Raw genomic sequence first — 21,514 nt, forward strand, 5'->3', positions numbered from 1 at the left:
CCTCTCCAAGAAAGACACCATCCGCTGCCTCAAACGACTCATCGCCCGCGAGATCTACTACACCCTCCGCCAAACCCAACCCACCCCAAACCAGCAACCAGCCACCGCTTGACATCTATAGGAGCATCCAACCCCCGACATCCACCCGAGCTCAGGCGTGCGCGGAGCGTGCCGGCATCTACAGGCGGGTGTTGGTGAGTGCCGGAGGTCCGCCCGCCAGTCAGGGCCGGCGCGGCAACTGCCGTGCCGGGAAGCGGCGGCCCAACACCTTGGGGCGGAAGGGAAGGTGCCGGGCCGCGGCGGAACTAGGCGTCGGCGACGAGGGTGCCGCCGTTGGCTACGTCGGTCTTCTCGATCTCGGTGAAGACGATGCGGACGGACTCGCGCTTGGCGCCGAGGATGGCGATGGCGGAGTCGGTGACGGCGGCAACGAACTCGCGGCGCTGGTCGAGCGTCCGGCCGGAGAGCAGTTCGACGGTGATGTTCGGCATACGGGATCTCCTGGGGGTCGGGATGGAGGACAGGTTCCATCAGCCAGAACTGAGTGTCAAGACACGGAACCTGGAACATCCTCGCCATCCGTTCCGACGGCGCCAGATGTTTGACAGGAGGTTCTGTGGAATAGAACCTTGTTCCGTGAACGCCCAGCCGCCCCTGCAGGTCAGACATGCCACCCACCCCGCTCAGGTGCCCGGCTTCGACACCGCCGCACTGCGCTCGCACTACCTGGTCGACGACCTCTTCACGCCGGACACGATCACCGCGGTGCTCACCCACCACGACCGGATCGTGCTCGCCGGCGCCCGCCCCGCAAGCGGCCCACTGACGCTCGGCACCTGGCCCGAGCTGCGCAGCGAGTACTTCCTCGAACGCCGCGAAGCCGGCATCGTCAACGTCGGCGGCCCGGGCACGGTCACTGCCGACGGCACCAAGTACGAGCTGACCACCGGAGCCTGCCTGTACGTCGGCCGCGGCGTCCGTGAGGTGATCTTCGACGGACCGGACGCGGCGTACTACGTCTTCTCGGCACCGGCGCACACCGACTTCCCCACCACGCAGGTGAATCCCGGTGAGGGCAACCGCCTCGAGCTCGGCGACCAGCACACCGCGAACCGCCGTACGATCGACCAGTACATCCACGCGGACGGCGTACGCAGCTGCCAGATCGTCCTCGGCGTGACCACGCTGCACCCCGGCAGCACCTGGAACACCATGCCCGCCCACACGCACGACCGCCGGACCGAGTGCTACCTGTACTTCGGCCTCCCCGAGACCGAGCGGATCGTCCACCTGCTCGGCGAACCCGACGAGACCAGGCACCTGCTGATCGCCGACCGCCAGGCCGTGATCTCGCCGAGCTGGTCGATCCACGCCGGCTCCGGCACCTCGGCGTACAGCTTCGTCTGGGCGATGGCGGGCGAGAACCAGGCGTTCGGCGACATGGACGGCGTCGACGTACGGGACCTGCTGTGACGGCTGAGCCGTTCAGCCTGCGCGGGCGTACGGCGCTCGTCACCGGAGCCCGGCGGGGTATCGGAGCGGCGATCGCGGCCGGGTACGCCGCGGCCGGCGCCGAGCTGATCCTGATGGCGCGGGACGCCGCGCTCGAGGACACGCTCGAAGCCATCAGGCAGAACGGCGGCGGAGAAGCGGCCGTGGTGATCGCCGACTTCACCGATCCCGCCGCCGTCGAGAAAGCCGCGACCGACCTGGCAAAGACCCGGCGCGTCGACATCCTGGTCAACAACGCCGGCACGATCCGGCGCGCGCCGGCGGCCGAGACCACGACCGCGGACTGGCAGCAGGTGATCGACGTGAATCTGAACTCCACCTGGGCGGTCACCCGGCCGATCGGCGCCGCGATGGCCGAGCGCCGGACCGGGAAGATCGTCACGATCGCGTCGCTGCTGAGTTTCCAGGGCGGGGTCACCGTTCCGGCCTACACTGCCAGCAAGCATGCGGTCGCGGGACTGACCCGGGCGCTGGCCAACGAGTGGGGGCCGGCCGGGGTGCAGGTGAACGCGATCGCGCCCGGGTATATCAGTACCGACAACACCACCGACCTCCGCGCGGACCCCGTCCGCGAAGCGGCGATCCGGGACCGCATCCCGGCCGGCCGCTGGGGGCGGCCGGAGGACGTGGTCGGCGCCGCGGTCTTCCTTGCCTCGGCGGCGGCGGACTACGTCAACGGTCACGTGCTCGCGGTCGACGGTGGCTGGCTGGCCAGATAGGGATGGCAGGATGACGGACATGAACTCGCCCTCGGCGATCGACAAGACGCTGATGGTGCTGGACGCCGTACTGGAGCACTCGCGGTTCACCGACGTGGTCAACGCGACCGGCCTGGCCAAGTCGACGGTGCACCGGATCATGGCGTCCCTGGTGGAGCACGAGTTCGTCGCGCAGGCCGAGGACGGTTCGTACCATCCGGGGCCGAAGGCGCTCCGGCTAGCCGGTCACGCCCTCACCAACGTCGACCTCGCGACCGTCGCCCGCCCGGTCCTCGCCGACCTGGTCGCGCAGACTCGTTGCACGGTGCATGTCGGTTTGCTCAACGGTGACGAGGCGATCTATGTCGCGCGGCTCGACGGGCCGAAGCCGTACCGGATGCCGTCCCGGGTGGGCAAGGCGTTCTGGCTGCACTGCACCGGCATCGGCAAGGCACTCCTCGCGGAGAAGGACGATGACGCGCTCGACGCGCACATCACGCGGACCGGCCTAGCTGCCCGCACTCCGCTGACGCACACCACCGCCGCCGCTCTCAAGGCCGACCTCACGCAGGTCCGCGCCCGCGGCTACGCCCTCGACGACGAGGAGAACGAACCCGGCATCCGTTGCGTGGCCTCGGTCATCCACGATCACACCGGCACCGCGATCGCCGCGGTCAGCATCTCCACGCTGTCGCTCGAGCAGTCGATCGCTCAGGTCGCCCTGATGGCGCCGGCCGCGATCGAGGCCGCCCGCAAGATCTCCGCCGCACTTGGCTACCGCGAACCCACCAACTGACGCGCTGCGGCCCAGCGGACGACCGGGACGAACAGGACGCCGATCAGGGCGAACCAGGCGCCCAGGATGATCCAGCCCGGAACGCCGAGACCGAGCGGGAGCAGAGCCAGGACGGTCGGGGCGAGCATCGTGCTGATGGACATGCTGGTGTTCCAGACGCCCTGGTACTGACCCTGCGCGTGCTCGGCGGCGAGGTCGAAGCTGAGCAGGAACGAGCCGGACGACTGCAGGAGCTCGCCGATCACCTGGACCAGAGCGCCGAGGGCGAGCAGGCCGACCGCGATCGCGGCATTGCCCCAGGAGGCGCCGGCGAAGAGCACCATCGATGCCAGGAGCAACAATCCGGCCGTACGAGTGGCCCGCGCGGCCGCGGGCGGGTCGGAGATCCCGCGCGAGGACCGCACCTGGAAGAGCGCGACCACGACTGTGTTGATGATCAGCGTCAGCGCGACCGTCCAGCGCGGCGCGTCGGTGTGGTCGACCACCCAGAGTGGGATCGCGACGTCGAACACCGCGTAGTGGATCGACATCCCGGCGTTGAGTGCCGCCACTGCGAGGTATCCGCGGTCGCGCAGGGCGACCCAGACCGGTCCGTCGTCGCCGCGTGGCTGCGGCGCCACCCGTGGCACCGCCAGGATCACGAACGCCGCGACGGCACTGAGCGCTGCATCGAGCACGAACATCAGGCGGTACGCCGTACCCGTGTCGAAGTGCAGCGCGAAGGCACCGATTCCGGCGCCGGCCATGATGCCGATGTTGGTCACGGCACGCAGATAGGCCCGGGCCGCGACCCGGTCGGCTCCCTGCGTGACGGCAGCGATCAGCGCGGCGCGGACGGCGCCGGCTCCCCGGTCGATCACGGTGAGCACCACGGAGACGAGCAGGAACTGCCAGAAGGTGTGCACCAGCAGGTAGAGCAGCGATACCGCGCAGAGAATCAGGCTAAGTAGGACGAACAGCGTGCGAGGACCACGGCGATCGGCCAGATGCCCCAGCGGCACCGCCGACAACAGCCCGAACAACCCCGCAACGGTCAGCCCGAGTCCAACCTGAGCAATCGAGAGCCCGACGATCCGGTTGAAATACAACACGCTGACCGTCATCAACAGCCCACTGCCCACCCGGCTGAGCAACGTCGCCAACGCCATCGGCCGCAATGGCCCAGGTGCGGGCAACAGTCCTCTGGCGGCCGTCTGTTGCCCGTCTGCCGGCGCGCTCACGCGCGCGCGGCGGCGCGATGGGCGGTGGCTCGGAGTTCGTCCATCAGGTCGACGCCGGAGTCGAGCATACGTTGCATCTTCGCTGGGTCCTGGGCGCCGAACATCTCGCCGATCGTCACCTCGTGATCCGGTCGGCTCAGCACCTCGACCGGATCGCGGGCGCCGATAGTCCCCGTCCGGAGCACCTTCAGATAGGCACCCGGGCGACCGGCCTGATGAAAGCGTTTCACCCAGTGCGGCACCTGCATCCGGTGCTGGAACGTGATGCACGGGATCCGCGGCGCCCGGACCATCACCTCGACCTCGTCGCCGATCCGCCACACCTCACCGAGCAGCGCGCCGGTGATGTCGAGTCCCTCGGTGCGCAGGTTCTCCCCGAACAGGCCGGTCGGGATCTCCCGGCCCAGTTGCGCGGCCCACCAGTTCGCGTCCTCCTCGGCGTACGCGTAGATCGCGAGGTCGGGACCTCCGTGGTTCTTGGTGTCGCACACCCGGTCGCCGGCCAGCCCGAGTTCACCGACCGGCACGCGCCCCGGCTGCGGCCGCTTGTCGATGGCGGTGAGGCCGGTCTCCTTCGGACCCGGAATCAGCTTCTCCACCACATTGACCGTCAGCACCCGCATACCCCGCATCCTCCCTCCCGGTGTGGCACCGGTTCCACCGATTTACCGGCGCTGCGCCGGTAGAGCCGCGATGACGAGCAGGGTGGCGGCGGTGGTGGCCGCGCCGGCCAACGCTGCGGTGGTGTAGCCGGCCTCGTGCGGGAAGACGTCGGTGGTATACGCCGCGAGGATGAACCCACCGAGCGCGCTGCCGATCGAGAACCCGACGCTGCGCACGACCTGGTTGACGCTCATCGCACTCGCTGTCTCGGCCGCCGGGGTCGCGGCCAGGATGACGGACGGCATCGCGGCGGAGAACGCGCCGACGCCGACCCCGAGGATGCTGATCGCGATCACCGGCTCGGCCAGGCGGTCACGGGCGACCGCGAAGAGAACGAAGGCGATCAGTACGACGGTCGTGCTTGCCGCAAGCAACGTCCGCGCACCGAACCTGCTCTTCAAACCGGGCATCAGCCGCCCGGCGACGAACCCCAGCAGCGAGAACGGCACGAGCACGAGACCGGCCTCGAACGTGTTCAGTCCGAACCCGTACCCGGCCACGGCAGGCGTTTGGACGTAGCGCGTGATCAAGCTGAGCAGGAGATACATGCCGACACCGCCGGTGAGCATGACGAGGTTGGCGGCGGCAACGGCCGGGTGGCGCAGGAGCCGGATGTCGACGAGCGGCTTGTCGGTGCGGGCTTCGACGATCGTCCAGGCGGCGAGGACCAGCAATGAGAAGACAAGGATGAGCACGGCGAGGACGATGTGCTGTTGCCAGAGGCCGACCTGGCTGATCACGAGGAGCAGAGCGAGCAGACCGACGGTGAGCAGCAGCGCCCCGCGCAGGTCGACGCGGTTGGCGGGTCGCGCCGGCGCCTGCGGAATCACGGCGACGGCGGCGACCAGGGCAGCGGCAGTCGCGACCAGTCCCAGGCCGTACGCCGCGCGGACGCCCGCGAGATCCGTGAGCCACCCAGCCAGCGGATATCCGATCCCGATGCCGGCGGTGGAGGCGACGGACAGAAACGCGATCGTACTGACCGAGCGCCGCTCGTCGAGGTGGTCCCGGGCGATCGCCATCATCAGCGAGACCAACCCGAGCCCCGCACCCTGAGCAGCACGCCCGACCAGCAGCACGGCGAACGGCAGCGGGAGCACCGTCAGCAGGCTGCCCGCCACGACGATGCCCAGCGTCACCAGTACGACGCTCCGCCGCCGGGGTCCGGAGCCGAGCCGTCCCAGCACCGGCGTTGTCACCGCACCCGACAGCAACGCGATCGTCAGCGTCCACTGGGCGGCGGCCAGCGACACCTTGTAGTGCTGCGCGACCGCCGTGATCAACGGCGCACCAAGACTGCCCACCACAGCGACGAGCAGCCCCAGAGACACGATCACGCCAACGAGAGCCCGGTCCGAGCGGGGTCTGCCAGTGGTCGTGGACATGGGGTGATCGCGGGAGGGCCGGTCGTTCACCGGTTGGTCTCGCTGGTGATGTGGGTGAACAGGCCGGGCCGGATGCGGGTCCGCGCCTGCTCGGCCCAGGGCTCGTCGACCGCGGGCAGATCGAGGGCGGCGTTGGTGTTGAGGAGCATGCCGAACGCCAGGAAAGCCTTCACCGTAACCGGATCCAGGCCGGCGGTGTCGGCGACGGCCTGCCACAGGCGGCCGAAGCTGGCGCGGACCGCGTCGCGAACTTCACCGTCACCGGCTGCCGCGGCGGCGGTGCCCTGCAACTGGAGCAGCAAAGTGGTGCGGTCGGCGAGCATCTCGTTGTACTCGCGGCCCATCGCGGTCAGCGCGTCGATCCCGGTCGCACCACCGGCCGCGGCCAGCATCGCCAGCGTCATCCGCCCGAACGCGGCGTCCACACACTCCAGGAACAACTGCTTCTTCGTGCCGAACAAGCGGAACACATAGGCCTGGGTGATGCCCGCGCGACGGGCGATCGTTTCGGTCGAGGCGCCGTACAGACCGGCGCCGGCGAACTCGTCCTCGGCCAGGGCGAGGATCTGCTCGCGGCGCTCCTGCCCACTCATCCGTGTCGGCGACATGGCCCGAAGTTAGTAGGTAGTAACTACTTACTTCAAGCGACTGTCTGCTACGTCACGTGGCGCGGGCGCGCTCAGTCCTGGATGGCCTTGACGATCGCGATGTTGCGGGTGAGCCAGTCCTGCGGGAGGGATTCGTCGCCGCCGGCGTCCTCGAGCGTCCACAGCACGTTGAGCATCTGGCGGACGATCACCCAGTCGCGGGCCCGGTCCTCGTCCAGACCGGCCGCGTCGATCGCGGTGTAGAACCGCTGCCGGACCGCGAACCGAAGGTCGCCGGAGGCAACGACCTCGTCCCACCGGTTCCAGATCAGCGGCGCGACCTCGAAGTGCGGGTCGCCGGAGAGCGGCTTGGGGTCGATCACCAGCCAGGGTTCACGCTCGGCGGCCAGCATGTTCTCGTAGTGCAGGTCGGTGTGGATCAGCAGACCGTCGGTGGCCGGGTCCGCGACGAAGTCCTCGGCCAGCGAGATCGCCTGCTCGACGTACCGATGCGGGACCGGCGCCGACGCGGGCAACTGCCGGAGGCGTTCCAGCCACCGCGTCAGTTCACCCGACAACGTCCGGTACTGCGGCCCTGCCGGGACATGCAGCCGCTTGTAGGTGCCGCCAACGATCTCGCACGCGTCGAGAGCGTCGACCGTGGTGAGGTCGCGCGGCTCCAACCGCTCGAGAAGCAAGGCGAACCGACGCGGGTCCGCCCGCAGCAACAGCACCGCGCCGTTCCCACCCCAGGCCCGGAGCGCGAGATGCTCGGTCTCCGCCTCCCAGTGCGGGAACTGCACCTTGAGTACGGCGCTCTGCCCGTCGGCCGTCGTCACCGGCACGACCAGCGCGCAGTTGCCGTAGAACGCCGTACCGTCGCCCCGGAGATCCCACTCGTCGAGCAGTTCCCGGGTCAGCTTCGGCAACCGGTCGAGCCAAGCGGCCCAGTCCGGGCCGCGTGAGCCGACGACCAGCAGGCCTTCCGGAATGTCGACGGGCACCTACTTCTTGGCCTTCTCCCCGGTGTCCGTGGTCCGGAGCGCGGCGATGAAGGCCTCCTGCGGGACCTCGACGCGGCCGACCATCTTCATCCGCTTCTTGCCTTCCTTCTGCTTCTCCAGCAGCTTGCGCTTCCGCGTGATGTCACCGCCGTAGCACTTGGCCAGCACGTCCTTGCGCATGGCGCGGATCGATTCGCGGGCGATGATCCGGGACCCGATCGCGGCCTGGATCGGCACCTCGAACTGCTGCCTGGGGATCAGTTCCTTGAGCTTGCCGGCCAGCGCGACGCCGTACGAGTACGCGTTGTCGCGGTGCACGATCGCCGAGAACGCGTCCACCGTCTCGCCCTGCAACAGGATGTCGACCTTGACCAGCGCGGCGGCCTGCTCGCCGGTCGGCTCGTAGTCCAGCGACGCGTAGCCCTTGGTCTTGGACTTCAGTTGGTCGAAGAAGTCGAAGACGATCTCGGCCAGCGGCAGCGTGTAGCGGAGCTCGACCCGGTCCTCGGACAGGTAGTCCATCCCCTGCAGGTTGCCCCGCTTGGTCTGGCACAGCTCCATGATGACGCCGATGTAGTCCTTCGGGCTGAGGATCGTCGCCTTCACCACCGGCTCGTAGATGTCGGCGATCTTGCCTTCCGGGAACTCGCTCGGGTTGGTGACGACGAACTCCCGGCCGTCCTCCATCTCGACCCGGTAGACGACGTTCGGCGCGGTCGAGATCAGGTCCAGGTCGAACTCGCGCTCGAGCCGCTCCCGGACGATCTCCATGTGCAGCAGCCCGAGGAACCCGCAGCGGAACCCGAACCCGAGCGCGCCCGAGGTCTCCGGCTCGTACTGCAGGGCCGCGTCGTTCAGCTGCAGCCGCTCCAGTGCGTCGCGCAGCGTCGGGTAGTCGTCACCGTCGATCGGGAACAGGCCGGAGTACACCATCGGCTGGGGGTGCTTGTAGCCGCCGAGCGCCTCGGTCGCACCGTGGACGGCCGCCGTGACGGTGTCACCGACCCGGGACTGGCGGACGTCCTTCACGCCGGTGATCAGGTAGCCGACCTCGCCGACGCCGATACTCGGGGACTTCATCGGCTCGGGCGAGATGACGCCGACCTCGAGCATCTCGTGGACCGCGCCGGTCGACATCATCTTGATCCGGTCGCGGTGGGTCAGCTCGCCGTCGACCACCCGGACGTAGGTCACCACACCGCGGTAGGTGTCGTAGACGGAGTCGAAGATCAGCGCCCGCGGCGGTGCGTCCTTGACGCCCCTCGGCGGGTCGACCTGGGCGACGATCTCGCTCAGCAGCTCCTCGACGCCCTCGCCGGTCTTGGCCGACACCCGCAGTACGTCGGAGGGGTCGCAGCCGATGATGTGAGCCAGCTCGGCGGCGTACTTCTCCGGCTGCGCGCTGGGCAGGTCGATCTTGTTCAGCACCGGGATGATGTGCAGGTCGGCGTTCAGCGCGAGGTAGAGGTTCGCCAGCGTCTGCGCCTCGATGCCCTGCGCCGCGTCGACCAGCAGCACCGCGCCCTCACACGCCTCGAGCGACCGCGACACCTCGTAGGTGAAGTCGACGTGCCCGGGGGTGTCGATCATGTTCAGGATGTACGTAGTACCGTCCGGGGCGAGCAGGCCGCCCGGGGAGTCCGGGCCGGGCGCGAACGGGAGCCGGACCGCCTGCGACTTGATCGTGATGCCGCGTTCCCGCTCGATGTCCATCCGGTCCAGGTACTGCGCCCGCATCTGACGGCCGTCGACGACCCCGGTGATCTGCAGCATCCGGTCGGCCAGCGTCGATTTGCCGTGGTCGATATGGGCGATGATGCAGAAGTTCCGGATCCGCGACGGGTCGGTGCGACCCGGCTGCGGCACGGTCGTAGGGCCTACGGGCACGGAGGGGATCCAGTTCGTCTCGGGTATTGCAGGTCAACTGGTCAATCATCCCATGCGGGACCAGCGGATTTGAAAATGCCGAGCAGCTGAGGCGCTCCGGCCCTACCGTTTGGGGGCATGGCGCACGCTGCTGGGGTCCGGTTGCCCTTCGAGGAGATGCCCGCCGCAGTGCGGGCCTGGGTGGAGCGTGCGCTCGGGTCCGTGGTGGTCTCCGCCGCGACCCAGCAGGGCGGCTTCTCCCCCGGCGTCGCCGCCCGCCTTGTGACCGCCTCCGGCCGCCGCGCCTTCGTCAAGGCCGTCGGTACGTCGCTCAACCCGAAGACCCCGTCGTTGTTCCGCCAGGAGATCACCGCCGTCCAGGCCATCGGCCCGTTGCCGAGTGCCCCCGCGCTGTACGACGTGTACGACGACGGCGACTGGGTCGGCCCGCTCTTCGAGGACATCGGGGGCCGGCTGCCCGCTCACCCGTGGGATCAGCGTGATGCCGACCGGGTCCTGGATGCGGTTGCCGAGTTGACGGGCGTGCTGGACCCGTCGCCGTGGCCGGATGCCCCAGTGGCCGCCGTACGGAGTCATGAGTTCCTGAGCCGGTGGGACAACGTGATCGCTGACGGTCTCGACGTGCCGGAGTGGGCGCGTGGGCGGGAGGAGGAGCTGGCCGAGCTTGCCCGCGTCGGCGTACGGGCTCTGGCGGAGGGGAAGGCGCTGGCGCATTGGGATCTGCGGGCGGACAACATCATCCTCACCGAGGACCGCGTGGTGTTCATTGACTGGGCACATCCGGCCCTCGCGCCACACTGGGCCGACACCGTCATCCTGCAGGCAGACATGCGTGAATCGGTCAGTCTGCCCGCGCTGCCGGACGATGTCGCCATCACTGGGTTTCTGGCGGCCATCGCGGCCGGACTGTGGTGGGGAGCGTTCCAGCCGCCCCCGCCTGGGTTGCCGACGATCCGTGCCTGGCAGCGTCGGCACGCACTCATCCACCTCGACTGGGTCCGCGAGCGGCTGGCTTAACGCAGCGTTTCGGGGAGCTATGCGTCTTTAGGGGTGTGACGAATCCAATGGTGAGCATCAGAGATCCGCTCCGATCTCTGGCGCATGACGGGGCGCGAGACGCGGTGTCGGAACTCTACCGCCGGCACTGGGTCGGGCTGGTCCGCCTGGCCGTGCTGGTGGTGGACGACCGGCAGGCAGCGGAGGACGCCGTACAGGAGACCTTTGCCGACCTGTACCGGCATTGGCCGCTGCGGGACAACGACAAGGCGTTGGGGTGGCTGCGCACGACGCTGGTGAACCGCTGCCGCTCTGTACTGCGGCGTCGCCGGACGGCACGCCTGTACACGCCACCGCACGAGGAACCGAACGCATCAGCCGAGAGCAGCGCCATGCTCGGGGAAGACCGGCTGCAGGTAAGGCAGGCGCTCCAAGCCCTGCCCAGGCGCATGCGGGAGGTCTTGGTCCTGCGCTACTACCTCGACCTCCCCTTCGCCGAGATCGCAGAGACGCTCGGAATCAGCCAATCGACCGCCCGCTCCACCTCCTCGCGCGGAATCGCGATCCTCACCGAGAAGCTCAAGGAGTTCCGATGAACGACACCGAAACCCGCCTCCGCGACTACCTGCACGCCAAGGCCGGCACTGTGCCGGCCTCGACCCAAGGCCCCGGCCTGGAGCTGGACACGACCGGCACCTCCACCCGCCGTGGTTGGGTCCCGATAGCCCTCGCGGCAGCCGGCATCGCCGCCGTCCTGACCCTGGCCGTACCTTTCCTGCACGGCCTGGCCAAGCCGGACCAGCCGTCCGTAGCCGCCCACCCAACCCCGGGCCCGCTCCCGACCGGGGCACCCCGGATCCCGTACACGATCACCGACCCGAACAGCAACCCGGACAACCCGCTCGACACCTGGTGGTCCGTCCTCCACGACGGCGGCAAGACCGTCAAGAACCCGGGTCTGAAGGGCAACGTCGTCGCGCGGACCGATGGCGGCTGGCTCGCCGACACCGGCTACCCAGATCCGGACAAGTCTCAGATCGTCGTTGTCTCGCCGGGCGGCCAGGTCCGGCCGATCGGACCGCTCGGGGCCGACGGCCCACGGGTCTCACCCGACGGCCGGCAGATCGCCGTCGCCGACTCGAAGTACGGCAGGACGGACAATCGAGTGGTCGTCGTCGACATCAGGACCGGCAAGGAGGTGACGAGCCTGACCGTCAAGACTCCCAACCTCGAGCTCCTCGGCTGGAACAAGGACGGCATCTGGATGCACGAGCACGCTCCGAACGCTGTGCCGGTGAAGGTATGGCAGCCCGGATCGAAGGACCTCCGGACAGTCGGGACATTCAACGACCAGATCGAGGTGACGCGCACCAGCGGCACAGTCCTGAAGACGAGCTACAAGAGCGACGGGACGTCCTGCGTCACAGCCGCCACGCTGGGAGACAAGGGGCTCGATGTGAAGCGCGAGTACTGCTTCAAAGCCCCGGTGGCCGCGCCGTACTTGTCGCTGTCACCGGACGGAGCGACGATGACCATCAGCAACATCGGGGTCGCCGTCGACATCGCTACCGGGAAGGTCACCAAGCTGCGGCTGCCGGCCACATCGAAGTGGTGGGATCGCGCGTTTTTCGAGGACCCGGCCAACGTCATCGTGCCCGGCCTGGACACGCTCTCCCGGTGCGCCGTCGCGACCGGCGAGTGCAAGCAGGTCGCGGTCGCCAAGCCCGGCGGGACGATCCAGCTGGTACGGCCCTGATCCACGAACGTCGGCTCAGCACGCTGGTTGCGTGCTGAGCCGATGTTGCGTCAGGTGTCGACCCGCACGATGGTGGAGCCGGAGCCGTCGGCACCGTCGAGAAGTGGAGCTGGCCCAGGTAGCGGGTGGCCGTGGTGAGGCCAGTCCAGTTAGCGGTCACGCTGGTCTGGCCCGCTACCTGCACTGGCTGGCTTGCCGGTGTGGCGGTCAGGTTGCCCGCTTCTTCTGCAGCTCCCAGTGGGTGAGTTTTACGGTCTGTTCTTGGCTCCGGCGTACAGGTCGAGATACACATCCACTCGACCACCTGCGGGTCGTGGCAGGTTCACCTCTTCCTCAGCCGAGCCACCTGTGCTGCTGCCGAGCAGAGTGGTCGTTCCGGCCTGGTAGACGAAGACGTCCAGGTCGGTACCCGCCGGATAGTCCCGTCGAACGTGGAGAACCTGGCGTACGTCGTACCCGCCGGGACATCGCGGTGAACTTCGCGACGTGGTCGTTGGCCTGCGGCGCGGTCGTCGGGAACGACACACCATCCGGGTTCTTCAACGTGAACGCGCCGACCGTCGCAGCCTTCAGCCCCAGCGCTGTGGTGTTCAGCGTCCCGGAGTACCCGGCTGTGATCGGCACCTGCAGCGACCCCGCAGTCCCCGTCCCGTTGACCTGCGCGGGCGCCTTCACCGTGAGTTTGGCGAGGCCCTCGATCTTCGGGACGTAGATCTCGGGCAGCATGCCGACGTTCGTGACGGTCCGGGTCACGGTCTGCTTGCCGGCCAGGTCGCCGATCGCGATCGTCGGGCAGTTCAGGTCGCTCGGGTCGATCGATCCGCCCGCGCACAGCTCGTGATCTGCGTCACGCGAGCCCGAGTATGCCGGTCGGTGTCGACGGTGTCACGCTCGGTACGCACGCGTCAGCCGACAGCAAGGGAAACCCCATGGCCGACCTGACTGAGTCCGTTCCGGTCGAGGCATCACCTGCGGTGCTCTACGCCCTGGTCAGCGACCTGCCGCGGATGGGCGAATGGAGCCCCGAATGCACCCGAGTCACCTGGTCCTCCGCTACACCGGCACCGTCGACCGGTGCGCCGGGAGCTGACGCCGGGGCGTCCCGTACGCCCGGAGCCGACGTCGGGTCGTCCGCGGCGCCGTGGCCCACCGTGGGTGCACGTTTCATCGGGCACAACCGGGCCGGCGCGATCCGCTGGTTCACGTTCGGCCGGGTGGTCGACGCCGACCCCGGCCGCCGGTTCGCCTTCTCGATCCACTTCGGCCCGATCCCGATCTCCCTCTGGGCCTACGACTTCACCCCGACCGCCGCCGGCTGCGAGGTCACCGAATCCTGGACCGACCACCGCCCGGCCGCCCTCCGCCTCCTCTTCCGTCCCGTCTTCGGCAATCGCACCCCCCGCAACGCCCACGGCATCCACACCACCCTCACCCGCCTGAAATCCACCGCCGAAGCCGCCGCGACCGCCTGAGCCGCGCCTGAGCGCCGCCTGAGCCCCGCGAGAGCTCGCGAGAGCTCGCGAGAGTGAGTTTGGAGGTGGCGGGGGCTTGTTGGTAATCTGGCTCTTCGCGCACCCACGGGTGGTGTACAGCCGTGCGCGCGACACTTTCCTGTAATGACCGCAAACTCCTGATCGAGGCTCTGCTCACGTGGCGAACATCAAGTCCCAGATCAAGCGCAACCGCCAGAACGAGGCTGCGCGGCTTCGCAACAAGTCGGTGAAGTCGACCCTGAAGACGGCTGTTCGCCGCTTCCACGAGGCCGTCGACGCCGGCGAGGCCGACAAGGCGCAGGACACCGCTCGCAAGGCCGGCCGCTTGCTCGACAAGGCCGTCAGCAAGGGCGTCATCCACGCGAACCAGGCCGCCAACCGCAAGTCGGCCATCTTCAAGAAGGCTGCTTCTCTCTGAAGCAGCCCGCCAACGATCGGCCCGTCCCCGCGACCGGCCGATCGTTTTTGCGTACCTGAACACAACCCCACGCGGCCACGCAGGCGGCCCGGTCCCGCCTAGGTGTCAGCGGCGGCCGTGGGCTCGGCTTACGGTGAGGACCATCCGCTCGAGGGCGTAGCCGGCATCGCCCGAGGCGCCCTTTACGTCAGCGTCGGCCTGGGCCACCGCCTTGATCGCGGTCGCCAAACCTCCCGGGGTCCAGCCGCGGGACTGTTGCTTGAGTTGCTTGAGCTTCCACGGCGGTACGCCGACCTCCCGCGCCAGATCCGCCTCCCGCAAACCGCCCGGCGCACTCGCGAACTTCGCCAGCCCGCGCAACCCGCCCGCCATCGCACTCGTCACCAGTACCGGCGCGACTCCGCAGTCCAGCGCCCACCGCAACTGCTCCAGCGCCGGCTCGGTCCGCCCCGCGATCGCCGCATCCGCGACCGCGAAACTCGTCACCTCCGCACGACCACCGAAGTACTGCCCGATCAGCTCAGCGGTGACTGCCTGTCCACCTGCGTCCGACACCAACTGCGAACACGCCCCGGCCAACGCCCGCAGATCGTGCCCGACTGCGTCAACCAGCGCCGTCGCCGCCCGCTCGTCCAAAGTCCCGCCGTGCAACCGGATTTCACCCGCCACGAACTGCGGCAACTCCCACGCCTTCGGCGCAGTCGCCACGACCTCGTTGACCGATGCCTTCCGCAACTTGTCGAGGACGGCCTTGCCCTTCTGCCCGCCCGAGTGCACCAGCACGACGAGTACGTCGTCCGACGTGGCGCCGGCGTACTCGATCAGATGCGGCACCATCTCGCTCGGCAGATTCTCCAGCGCGCGCAGCACCATGACCCGCTCGGTGGCGAACAGCGACGGCCCGGTGAGCTCCGCGAACACCCCGACATCCAGCGTGGACGCGTCGACGTCGGTCACCTCGATCTCGGCATCGCCGTTCGACGCCGAGCCTTTGGAGACTGCCGCGATCGCGGAACGCACCGCGCGATCCGCCAGGAATGCCTCGGCACCGGTCACCAGCAACACATCGCCCAGCTTCGGCGCAGAACCCCTACGAGCAGCCACCCCGTCAGCATCCCATGCCCCACCGACAACCCCCGCTCAGGGGAAACTCTGTGGAGGCGTCGTCCCTCGACCAGTGAGGATGGCGGCATGAGTCGCGCCGAGCGGGACAGCCTGCAGTCGCCGGCGGCGTCCGCTCGGTTGCCATCTGCGGCGTCATGTCCGAGATGTGCGTCCACGCGACCGCCCGCACCGCGCTCGCCCACGGCTGCCGCGTCGTCCTGCCGTACGACGCGCACGGCACCTACAACATCCCGGCTGTCCCGGGCGTGAGTGAGCAGATCCCCGACCACGTAGTCTCCCGAGTCGCCGCCTGGTTCCTCGGCGACCAACCCGAGAACACCATCCCCACCACCGCCGTCACCTTCACCCCCTAGGTCTACGGGTCGTGGCCGGTGGTGGTGAGGGCCAGGTGGTTGTCGGGATTGCTGACCGTCAGGGTTCCGGTGGTGTTGGTGGTGGCGGTTCGGGTGGATTGGTGGGACAGGAGGGTCAGGGTCCGGGGCGCGGGGTGGCCGTAGTCGTTGTTGCGGCCGGCGGAGATGAGGGCCAGGCGTGCGTTGGTTGCCGCGATGAAGGTGGGGTCTTGCTGGGCCGAGCCGTGGTGCGGGACTTTGAGGACGTCGGCATGCAGGTCCTCGCCGGTGGCGAGGATGGCTCGTTGGGATTCGGGTTCCAGGTCGCCGGTGAGGAGGATTCGGAGGCCGGACAGCTCGACCATCATGGCGATGCTGGCGTTGTTCTCCGGGGAACCTTCGTCGGTCGACGTCGCGGAGGACGTGCCGGGCGGAGGCAGCGCCGGGACGCGAGCGGGCCAGAGGGTCGTCCAGCTGAGCTGACCGACGACGCGTTTCTCGTGGTACGTCACCGTGCGCAGGCTGATGCCGTGATGCGACGCGAGGTCGACGACACGCTCGTACTCCGCGCGCGGCGAGAAGTACGGCGTCACCTCGATCTCGTCGACGCGCCGATCCTTCAGTACTCCGGCCAGCCCGCCGACGTGATCCGCGTGGAAGTGACTCAGCACGAGAACCGGGATGTGCTCGACCCCGAGATCACGCAGGCACCGATCCATTGCGGCCGGATCCGGGCCTGTGTCGACGACAACCGCCGTACGCGCGCCTGCTCGCAATACCAAGCCATCGCCCTGACCGACGTCGCACATCACGAAGAGCCAGTCGTCCGGCGGCCAACCCAGTGAACCGACTGGACGCAGTACAACGACTGCGAGGACGACCACCGCGAGGACCATGGCGATCGGGCGGGCCAGGATGCGGTGCAGTCCGAGTACGAGCGCGAAGCAGAGCAGGGTCAGTACGGCGACGCCGATCGCAGTGGCTGGCCAGGCGTTCGCGGCGCCGGGGAAACCGGCGCCTTCGCGGGCAACGAGGATGATCCAGCGGGCCGGCCAACCCGCTGCCCAGCCAACGAGTCGAGCTGCCTCCGTGCTCACGAGCGCGACGCCGGCCGCGGCGAACCCGAGGATGGTCGCCGGTCCGACGGCGGGACCGGCCAGCAGATTGGCGGCGACCGCGACCATCGACACCTGACCCGACAGCCACGCGACGACCGGCGTACACGCGATTTGCGCGGCGAGCGGGCATGAGATCGCCTCGGCCAACCACCTCGGCAACCACTTGGCCAACGCGTCGCGCCAGCCAGGACCGAGCAGCACGATCCCCGCGGTCGCGAGCACCGACAGCGCGAACCCTGCGGATCGCGCGAGCGACGTGTCGAGAAGAAGCAGGACGATGACTGCGACCGACAGACTGCGTACGGCGCGCCGCCGTGCTCCACCGCTCGTCATCGCGGCCAACGCGATCAGCCCCATCGCGGCCGCCCGGAGCACGCTGGGCTGCGGTCTGGCGAGGATCACGAACACGACGACCGTCATCACACCGATCACGGTCAGTCCGCGAGCACGTACTCCGATCAGTCGCGAGCACGGGAGAATGAACGCCAGCAGCAAGGTCAGATTGGTGCCCGACACCGCCGACAGGTGCGTGAGTCCGGTCGTCTGGAAGTCCTCGGTCAGGTCGGCGGGCAGGCCGGACACGTCGCCCATCACGAGCGCCGGCACGAGTCCTCGTACGTCGTCCGGTTGGCCGGCGACGGCTTCACGGAGGCCGGCGCGGACCTTCTCTGCCGCGCGTAACCACCAGGGCGGCTCGTCGACGATCCGCGGTGGTGAACGGACCGAGAGCATGGCAGCGACATCCGAGCCGGCCTCGACCGCCTCAAGGCGACCATTGGCGTCGACATGTTGGCCATACCTGACCTGCTGCCACTGCGTCGTACCGATCACGAACACCGGCGTACGCACCCGGGTCACCCTCCCCCGCGCCCGCACCTCGACGATCGTTGCCTTCAGCACCACATACGGCGGCCGCCGGCCACCCGGACTCTGCCGAACCGACGGATCCCCCTCCACCTTCAGCCGCACCCCTACGGTCGCGTTGTCAGCCGCCAACCCCTGCACCGGGCCAGCCCGAAGACTCGCCACCTGCAACCCGGCCGCAACCCCCATCCCCGCAACAACAACCAGCACCCCCACAACCGCCCACCCAACCCGTGTCCCCGTCGCCCCGCTAACCCGCGCTGGTCTGCCAGCCCGCGCATGCCAGAGCCGAACCAGGTGGGGCCGCGATGGTCGGCGCGAGGTGACGCGGTTGGTGGGAGCCGACCTGTGGAGGATCAGTCCGAGTGCGCAGCCGACAGTCAGCGCGACGGCGGCCGTGATCAGGCCGGCAAGCGGGGGGTGTCCGACGAGCAGAACCGCGGCGAACCAGCCCGCGCCAGTCGGCACCAACAACCGCGCGTCAAGCGGCTCACCACCCTGCGCCGAAGTAGACGGCTCACCGCTGTCCTGCGGCGCAGGCGGCACACCGCTGTCCTGCGGCGCAGGCGGCACACCGGGCTGCGGCGAGGCAGGCGACTCACTGGCTTGCTCGGTGGCGGCGCGCTCAGCGTCGAGTGGATCGGCGGGATGGTCGTCGGCGGCGAGCCCGCCGGGGAGGGGGTCGGCGGCGAGCCCGTCCGCAAAGGAGCCGGCGGCGTGCTCGTCGGCGAGCGGGTCGACGGCGTGCCCGTCGGCGACGGGGTCGGAGGGGCGCCCGTTGGCGAGAGGGTCGGCGGTGGATGGCTTGGCGTGGGCGGTTGGTGGGGGGTCAGATGCGGACATGGGGTTTTAGGGAGTCGAATTTCTTGGGGCCTACGCCGGGGACCTCTTGGAGTTGGTCGATGGTGGTGAAGGGGCCGTTCTGGGTGCGGTAGTCGAGGATTCGCTGGGCTAGGACGGGGCCTACGCCAGGGAGGGCATCCAGTTGGTCGAGGGTTGCGGTGTTGAGGTTGACGGGCGAGTTGGGTGGTGCGGTGGGGGCGGATGAGGTGGTCGCGCCTGGTGCGGTGGTAGGTGGGGGCGGAGCGGGTTGGCCGACGATGATTTGCTCGCCGTCGGTGACTTGGCGGGCGAGGTTGAGCGTTGTGAGGTCGACGCCGGGGAGTGGGCCGCCGGCGAGAGTCAGTACGTCGGCGACGCGGGAGCCGGTCGGAGCATGGACCAGGCCGGGGCGGCGCACTTTGCCGGCGACGTCTACGACCACCACGCCTGCCGACTGGCCGGGGATGCCGGGTGAGCCTTGGGAAGGCTGAGCAGCACCTGTCGAAGGTTGGCCGGTTGGCTGGCCGGAGCCGGGTGTTGGTTGCGCTGCGCCGGGCGAGGGGACGCTGATTGAGGCGCCTGGTTGAGTGACGGGTGAGCCTGTGGTCGCGGTGGATGGGCGGGTGTCGGGGAGGGTCTCCGGGCGGGCGCGGAAGACGGACCAGGCGGCCCAGGACAGCCCGATGGCCAGAACGGCGGCCAGGACCATGACGTGCCGTGCGGACAGGGTCCAGCGGGCGTCTCGTAGTCGCTCGGGTCGGACTGATTCGGGGATCCATCCACCTCGCACCTCCTCATCACGCTCCTCCAGGTGTTCGTCGGGTGCGTGCTCCGGTGGGCGGGCGCCGAGACGTGCCAGCGCACGCTCGCGCGCGCCCGGGGCGGGCGCTGGAGCACGACGGAAGACCTTCACGCCAGAGAAAGTACGAGTCCGCGAACCTGCTGGAACGACGATTTCGAAGGTGTGGATAACGCACAGAGGTCGTGCGGGAGGTGTAACTGGCGGCGCCGGGTGCGAGCCGGGGCGCGAGGAGGTGGGCCGGCCGCGGTGGGGCCGGCCGCGGTGGGATGTTGGGGTATTAGCGGGGGGCTATTACTACGGCTAGGAGGCCGGGGCCTACGTGGGCTCCTATGACGGCGCCTACTTCTCGGAGGACTATTTCTTCGGCTTGGGGGAGGCGGTCGGCCAGTCCGTCGGCGAGAGTTTGGGCTTTTTCGAGGTTGGCCAGGTGGTGGACGGCTACCTGGACGGGGGTGTCGCCGGCGCGTTGGACGGCTATGTCGGCGAGGCGGGCGATGGCTCGAGTGGAGGTGCGGACCTTCTCGAGGGGGACGATGCGGCCGCCGCTGATGGTGAGCAGGGGCTTGACGGCGAGCGCTGTGCCCAGCAACGCCTGGGCGGCGCCGATCCGGCCGCCACGGCGCAGGTACTCCAAGGTGTCGACGTAGAAGTAGGCCGAGATCGACTTCATCCGGGCGCGGGCCGCGGCCTCGACGCCGGCCTGGTCCTTCCCTGCGGCGGCTGCGGCGCCCGCTGCGAGCACCGGGAACCCGAGGCCCATTCCGAGCGAGCGGGAGTCGACCACGCGGACCGGGATCGGCGACTCCTTGGCACCGATCATCGCGGCCTCGAACGTCCCGGACATGTCGCCGGACAGGTGGATCGACACCACCGCCTCCGCCCCGTCCTTCGCGCACCTCGCGTATGCCTCGGCGAACGTGTGCGGCGCCGGGCGGCTGGTCGACACGGGCGTGAAGGTCTTGAGCGCCTCCGCGACCGCGTCGGCCGAGGTGGCGCCGTCGTCGTACGACGTCCCGCCGATGACGACCTGGAGTGGTACGACGGTCAGCGGGTGGCGAAGCACCTCGTGCGTGGACAAGCCAGCCGTGGAGTCGGTGACGACGTGCACGCGGGCTGACATGCAGCGAGGTTACCGGACAGTTTAGGTCGGTGCGCGGTGCCAGACTGCGGAAGATGAAGGAGACAGCGGCCGAAGTCAGCGCGTTGCAGGAGCTTCTGGATCAGGCGTACGAGCGTTCGACAGAGCATCTGCGCAATATCATCACGGACCCGCGCCGGCTGGACGCCGACGACCTGGTGCGGGTTCTGACCGGCATGTGCACGCTCAATCTGGCCACGGTCACCGCGCGGGGCGAGCCGCGGATCAGTGCGGTCGACGGGCACCTCCTGCATGCGCGGTGGGTGTTCACGACGTCGGGCTCGGCGGCGAAAGCGCGGCACCTCAAGGCGAGACCGGCGGCCAGCCTCTCGTACGTCGACGGCGAGCGGATCGGCGTGTTCAGTCACGGCGACGTGGAGTTCCTGACACCGGAGCACCCGGACTTCGCGGAGATCGAGGCACATCTCACCAACCACTACGGCAGCTCCCCGTCGAGCTGGGGTGACGACATCGTCTACTGCCGCCTCCAACCGAGCTGGATGGTCGGCTACGCCTTCGACAAGGCGGCAGTTCTGCGCGACGCGGAGAAGAACTAGAACCGGCGAGGTGAAGGCCAACCCCGCCAGGGCCTTCACCTCGCTCTCGCAGTGCTGACTCCCCCTCGGCGTCAGCCCACTGTCGTCCCCACGTACGTCAGCGGACCGCCCCCCGCCCGTCAGCGTGCGACTTCCTCATGGCGCCGGAGTGCTGGCTCCCCCTTCTTGCCAGCTCGGCCGGCGTGGCTGTCTCAGGTTCCCGGCGAGCTACTCCCCGTACCGCTCCTGTGTGGACCGGCCTGACCGCGAGCTCGTCGAGGTCCCGGGAGGCCCCAGCGTCCGACCCGCCGGCGGGTGACCAAACCCGCCGGTTTTCCCGTGTCAGCCGGGCTCTGGCACTC

General features: G+C 69.0%; 21 protein-coding genes and 1 pseudogene. 10 read left to right on the forward strand and 12 right to left on the reverse strand.

All coding sequences use genetic code 11. The annotated features are described in order from the left end of the window. Positions 1 to 305: 305 nt before the first annotated feature. The gene (locus ACXC9Q_RS31275; RefSeq protein ID WP_131497191.1) at positions 306 to 491 is read right to left on the reverse strand and encodes a tautomerase family protein; all 186 of its coding nucleotides are present in this window, start codon (positions 489 to 491) and stop codon (positions 306 to 308) included. Between the two features lie 145 nt (positions 492 to 636). On the opposite strand from ACXC9Q_RS31275, the gene kduI reads away from it, so the two are divergent. The 3 genes from kduI to ACXC9Q_RS31290 are packed head-to-tail and all read left to right on the forward strand — an operon-like array spanning position 637 to position 3,006. Next, on the forward strand, positions 637 to 1,473 hold the full coding sequence (gene kduI, locus ACXC9Q_RS31280; RefSeq protein WP_457060223.1) for a 5-dehydro-4-deoxy-D-glucuronate isomerase: 837 nt from the start codon (positions 637 to 639) through the stop codon (positions 1,471 to 1,473). Continuing rightward, entirely contained in the window at positions 1,470 to 2,231 is a 762-nt protein-coding gene (locus ACXC9Q_RS31285; RefSeq protein WP_457060224.1) for an SDR family oxidoreductase, read from the forward strand. The genes kduI and ACXC9Q_RS31285 overlap by 4 nt, the downstream gene beginning before the upstream one ends. A gap of 10 nt (positions 2,232 to 2,241) precedes the next feature. Next, positions 2,242 to 3,006 carry an IclR family transcriptional regulator gene (locus ACXC9Q_RS31290; protein WP_457060225.1) on the forward strand — a complete coding sequence of 255 codons (765 nt, stop codon included), beginning with the start codon at positions 2,242 to 2,244 and terminating at the stop codon, positions 3,004 to 3,006. Here ACXC9Q_RS31290 and ACXC9Q_RS31295 read toward each other — a convergent pair. The 6 genes from ACXC9Q_RS31295 to lepA form a co-directional block, all read right to left on the reverse strand. Continuing rightward, positions 2,985 to 4,154, reverse strand: a complete 1,170-nt coding sequence (locus ACXC9Q_RS31295) for an MFS transporter (protein WP_457060226.1) — start codon at positions 4,152 to 4,154, stop codon at positions 2,985 to 2,987. The two genes, ACXC9Q_RS31290 and ACXC9Q_RS31295, sit on opposite strands and share 22 nt — an antisense overlap. 68 nt (positions 4,155 to 4,222) lie before the next feature. Then, positions 4,223 to 4,849 carry an MOSC domain-containing protein gene (locus ACXC9Q_RS31300; protein ID WP_457060227.1) on the reverse strand — a complete coding sequence of 209 codons (627 nt, stop codon included), beginning with the start codon at positions 4,847 to 4,849 and terminating at the stop codon, positions 4,223 to 4,225. 42 nt (positions 4,850 to 4,891) lie between these two features. Further along, on the reverse strand, positions 4,892 to 6,226 hold the full coding sequence (locus ACXC9Q_RS31305; RefSeq protein ID WP_457060228.1) for an MFS transporter: 1,335 nt from the start codon (positions 6,224 to 6,226) through the stop codon (positions 4,892 to 4,894). A 74-nt stretch (positions 6,227 to 6,300) separates the two neighbouring features. Continuing rightward, entirely contained in the window at positions 6,301 to 6,882 is a 582-nt protein-coding gene (locus ACXC9Q_RS31310) for a TetR/AcrR family transcriptional regulator (protein WP_329475273.1), read from the reverse strand. Between the two features lie 71 nt (positions 6,883 to 6,953). Further along, positions 6,954 to 7,865, reverse strand: a complete 912-nt coding sequence (locus tag ACXC9Q_RS31315; protein ID WP_457060229.1) for an aminoglycoside phosphotransferase family protein — start codon at positions 7,863 to 7,865, stop codon at positions 6,954 to 6,956. After that, positions 7,866 to 9,752, reverse strand: coding sequence for a translation elongation factor 4 (gene lepA / locus ACXC9Q_RS31320; RefSeq protein ID WP_457060230.1), 1,887 nt, complete (start codon positions 9,750 to 9,752; stop codon positions 7,866 to 7,868). It lies immediately after the preceding gene. Between the two features lie 117 nt (positions 9,753 to 9,869). Between lepA and ACXC9Q_RS31325 the strand changes: the two genes are divergently transcribed. The 3 genes from ACXC9Q_RS31325 (at position 9,870) to ACXC9Q_RS31335 (ending at position 12,504) form a co-directional block, all read left to right on the forward strand. After that, a complete protein-coding gene (locus ACXC9Q_RS31325) occupies positions 9,870 to 10,769 on the forward strand; it encodes a hypothetical protein (protein ID WP_457060231.1) in 900 nt (299 codons plus the stop codon). Between the two features lie 104 nt (positions 10,770 to 10,873). After that, positions 10,874 to 11,344: a SigE family RNA polymerase sigma factor gene (locus tag ACXC9Q_RS31330; protein WP_457060232.1), complete on the forward strand. Its 471-nt coding sequence runs from the start codon at positions 10,874 to 10,876 to the stop codon at positions 11,342 to 11,344. Further along, positions 11,341 to 12,504 carry a hypothetical protein gene (locus tag ACXC9Q_RS31335; RefSeq protein ID WP_457060233.1) on the forward strand — a complete coding sequence of 388 codons (1,164 nt, stop codon included), beginning with the start codon at positions 11,341 to 11,343 and terminating at the stop codon, positions 12,502 to 12,504. The genes ACXC9Q_RS31330 and ACXC9Q_RS31335 overlap by 4 nt, the downstream gene beginning before the upstream one ends. Positions 12,505 to 12,837: 333 nt before the next feature. Here the strand turns inward: ACXC9Q_RS31335 and ACXC9Q_RS31340 are convergent, their stop codons facing one another. Continuing rightward, the gene (locus ACXC9Q_RS31340) at positions 12,838 to 13,257 is read right to left on the reverse strand and encodes a hypothetical protein (RefSeq protein ID WP_457060234.1); all 420 of its coding nucleotides are present in this window, start codon (positions 13,255 to 13,257) and stop codon (positions 12,838 to 12,840) included. Between the two features lie 176 nt (positions 13,258 to 13,433). On the opposite strand from ACXC9Q_RS31340, the gene ACXC9Q_RS31345 reads away from it, so the two are divergent. Both ACXC9Q_RS31345 and rpsT read left to right on the forward strand, forming a co-directional pair. Continuing rightward, complete coding sequence (locus ACXC9Q_RS31345; protein WP_457060235.1) at positions 13,434 to 13,976, forward strand: SRPBCC family protein; 543 nt, start codon at positions 13,434 to 13,436, stop codon at positions 13,974 to 13,976. 178 nt (positions 13,977 to 14,154) lie between these two features. Further along, complete coding sequence (gene rpsT, locus ACXC9Q_RS31350; protein WP_328522369.1) at positions 14,155 to 14,415, forward strand: 30S ribosomal protein S20; 261 nt, start codon at positions 14,155 to 14,157, stop codon at positions 14,413 to 14,415. Positions 14,416 to 14,520: 105 nt separating this feature from the next. On the opposite strand, the gene holA is transcribed toward rpsT, so the two are convergent. Further along, a complete protein-coding gene (holA, locus tag ACXC9Q_RS31355) occupies positions 14,521 to 15,519 on the reverse strand; it encodes a DNA polymerase III subunit delta (RefSeq protein WP_457060236.1) in 999 nt (332 codons plus the stop codon). A gap of 134 nt (positions 15,520 to 15,653) precedes the next feature. Between holA and ACXC9Q_RS31360 the strand changes: the two are divergent. After that, a pseudogene (locus ACXC9Q_RS31360) lies at positions 15,654 to 15,893 on the forward strand (isochorismatase family protein); the annotation flags it as partial. Positions 15,894 to 15,895: 2 nt separating this feature from the next. Here the strand turns inward: ACXC9Q_RS31360 and ACXC9Q_RS31365 are convergent. The 3 genes from ACXC9Q_RS31365 to ACXC9Q_RS31375 form a co-directional block, all read right to left on the reverse strand. Next, on the reverse strand, positions 15,896 to 18,697 hold the full coding sequence (locus tag ACXC9Q_RS31365) for a ComEC/Rec2 family competence protein (protein ID WP_457060237.1): 2,802 nt from the start codon (positions 18,695 to 18,697) through the stop codon (positions 15,896 to 15,898). Beyond that, positions 18,684 to 19,589, reverse strand: a complete 906-nt coding sequence (locus ACXC9Q_RS31370) for a helix-hairpin-helix domain-containing protein (protein WP_457060238.1) — start codon at positions 19,587 to 19,589, stop codon at positions 18,684 to 18,686. The genes ACXC9Q_RS31365 and ACXC9Q_RS31370 overlap by 14 nt, the downstream gene beginning before the upstream one ends. Positions 19,590 to 19,755: 166 nt before the next feature. Beyond that, entirely contained in the window at positions 19,756 to 20,598 is an 843-nt protein-coding gene (locus tag ACXC9Q_RS31375; protein WP_457060239.1) for a DegV family protein, read from the reverse strand. Between the two features lie 53 nt (positions 20,599 to 20,651). Here ACXC9Q_RS31375 and ACXC9Q_RS31380 point away from each other — a divergent pair, with 53 nt between their 5' ends. Next, positions 20,652 to 21,173: a pyridoxamine 5'-phosphate oxidase family protein gene (locus ACXC9Q_RS31380; protein ID WP_457060240.1), complete on the forward strand. Its 522-nt coding sequence runs from the start codon at positions 20,652 to 20,654 to the stop codon at positions 21,171 to 21,173. The last annotated feature ends 341 nt before the right edge of the window (positions 21,174 to 21,514 follow it).

The organism is Kribbella sp. CWNU-51, from assembly GCF_054073265.1.